The organism is uncultured Campylobacter sp. (assembly GCF_937997405.1).
GTDB lineage: Bacteria > Campylobacterota > Campylobacteria > Campylobacterales > Campylobacteraceae > Campylobacter_B.
In genome coordinates, this window is the sequence record NZ_CALKTL010000167.1 from 1 (window position 1) to 2,765 (window position 2,765).

Below are 2,765 nucleotides of genomic sequence, written 5' to 3' on the forward strand. Positions count from 1 at the left end.
GGCGCGGTAAATCAGCTTGCTCGAATCGATCCACGGATTAATCAACGAGAGGATTATCAGCATGATCGAGATCGGATAGATGGCGACGAGGACCGGGATGGAGCCTTTGATGATGGTCGTAAGGCCAAAGTTTGCGACTCCAAAGCCGATCACGCACCAAGCGATCGCCCAGGTTTTATATTTGATCTTGCCCTTCGTAAGCTCCTCGAAGTATTCGCTAGCCGAGCTTATAAGCCCTAACGTCGTGGTGATGCAGGCTAGAAAAAACGCGCTGCCTAGGATCACGACGCCAATTCTTCCGAAATAATGATCGCTTACTCGCGACAGAAGCTCCGCTCCGTTGATATTCGGCGTATCTTTGAAAAGCTCAGCAGAGGTCGCACCCAGATAGCCCAGCATAAAATATATCGTCATCAGTATGACGCCCGACATCATTCCTGCTTTTATCGTGGAGGTTACAAGGTGCTTCTCGTCGCTCACGCCGGTTGCTTTAATGGCGTTAATTACGATGATTCCGAATGCCAGCGAGGCAAGCGCGTCCATCGTCTGATAGCCCTCTACGAAGCCTTTTGCTGCGGCGTGATCGACATACTCTCCGCTAGGAGCGACGAAACCTCCGATCGGAAATAAAAATCCCGCGCCGAAAAGCAGCAAAATAAGCGCCAAAAGTATCGGCGTGAGGTATTTTCCTAGCAGATCGACGAGCTTTGAAGGGTTCATACAGATGTAATAGTTCAGCGCAAAATATGCAGCAGAATAAACAAATAGCCAAATTTGAAGGCGCTCTTCCGCAATAAAAGGCTTAATCGCGATGTCAAAAGGCATATTCGCCGCGCGCGGTATCGCAAAAAGAGGCCCGATCGTAAGATATAAAAGCGCAGTAAAAACGATCGCAAACACCGGATCTATGCGGCGCACCAGGCTCTGAAGCCCCTTGGCGCGCGCAATGCCTGCGACGCCGAGAACCGGCAGAAGCACCGCCGTAGCGCAAAAAAACATTATCGCGACATAAAAATTCTGTCCGGAATCCTTGCCTAAGCCCGGCGGAAAAATAAAATTTCCCGCACCGAAAAACATCGCAAATAGCGTAAGCGATATCGTCAAAAACTGGCTTCTACTAAGCTTGCCCTTCATCTTAAACCTTCTTTAAATAAAGTGAAGTTTGTATTATAGTTATAAATGTTTAAAACATATTTAAATTTAGCTACAAATCCTCTATCTCGCAATTTTTGATCTCACACGCGGCGCACGAGGCGGCTAAAATTTTAAAAATTTTAAGTATAATTTCGCAAAGCTTAGGGTTAAATTTAATTAAAAATGAGCGAGGGATAAAGATGGCGAAGATTAAAACTACGATTTTTGAGTGCCAGCACTGCGGCAATCAGCAAAGCAGATGGCTCGGCAGATGCCCAGACTGCGGCGCATTCGATAGCTTCGTCGAGCTCAAGCCCACTCAGATCAAAGCGCTAAAAGAGATCGAGGGCGAGCTTGCCCGCGCTTCATCCGCAAGCGCCAAAGCGATCAACGAGATACAGATCGAGCAAATTTCGCGCATCGACACCAAAGATAGCGAGCTAAATTTAGTCCTCGGAGGAGGCGTCGTGGAGGGCTCGCTCGTGCTAATCGGCGGCAGCCCCGGCATCGGAAAATCCACGCTGCTGCTTAAGATCGCGGCAAATTTAGCAAGCGACGACCGCGCGGTGCTTTACGTAAGCGGCGAAGAGAGTGCCAGCCAGATCAAAATGCGCGCGCAGCGGCTTGGCGCGATAAGCGAGCAGCTGTTTTTGCTCACCGAGATAAATCTGGGCGCCGTGCTTGAAGAGGTCGAGCGCAGGGATTATAAGTTTATCGTCATCGACAGTATCCAGACGCTTTTTAGCGACAAAGCCCCCTCTGCGCCGGGCTCTATCACGCAGGTGCGCGAGATCACGTTTGAGCTGATGCGACTTGCCAAAGCGCGCGGGATTTCGATCTTCATCATCGGCCACATCACCAAAGAAGGCTCGATCGCAGGCCCGCGCATACTAGAGCATATGGTGGACGTGGTGCTGTATTTCGAGGGCGATGCGAGCAAGCAGCTTAGAATTTTACGCGGTTTTAAGAACCGCTTCGGGGCTACGAGCGAGGTGGGGATTTTTGAGATGGGGCCGCACGGGCTCGTCAGCGCTAAAGATGTCGCGAGTAAATTTTTCACGCGCGGCAAGGCGGTAAGCGGCTCGGCGATCACGATCACGATGGAGGGCACGCGCGCGCTCGTCGTGGAGATCCAAGCGCTCGTGTGCGAGAGCGGCTACCCGAAGCGCAGCGCTACGGGCTTTGATAAAAATCGCCTCGATATGCTTCTAGCGCTACTTGATCGCAAGCTTGAGATCGGGCTTGGCGGATACGACGTCTTCGTAAACGTAAGCGGCGGCGTAAAAATCACCGAAACGGCGTGCGATCTCGCCGTCGTTGCGGCGATCGTAAGCAGCTTCAAAAACCGCCCGATCAGCAAAGAAAGCGTCTTCATCGGCGAGGTGAGCCTAAACGGCGAGATCAGAGAGATCTTTAACCTCGATGCGCGCCTGAAAGAAGCCGCGATGCAGAAATTTAAAAATGCGATCGTCCCGATGAAGCCGCAAAACGCGCAGGGACTTAAAATTTTTCACGCCACCGAGATCACGCAAATTTTAGATTGGATGTGAGACGGCGCACGGTGAGTTCCAGCTTGGCGGTCGGCACGAGCGGGCGAAAATGAGTTTTGAGCGGCAAGGGACGCGTTGCTT

Annotated in this window: 2 protein-coding genes; one reads left to right on the forward strand and one right to left on the reverse strand. The window is 51.4% G+C overall.

Annotated features, from left to right (window positions below):
- Positions 1–1,134 (reverse strand): branched-chain amino acid transport system II carrier protein (brnQ, locus tag Q0372_RS08975; protein ID WP_298105029.1); only part of this gene is annotated, 1,134 nt, incomplete at its 3' end.
- A 200-nt stretch (positions 1,135–1,334) separates the two neighbouring features.
- Here brnQ and radA point away from each other — a divergent pair.
- On the forward strand, positions 1,335–2,684 hold the full coding sequence (radA, locus tag Q0372_RS08980; RefSeq protein WP_298105032.1) for a DNA repair protein RadA: 1,350 nt from the start codon (positions 1,335–1,337) through the stop codon (positions 2,682–2,684).
- Positions 2,685–2,765: the final 81 nt, after the last annotated feature.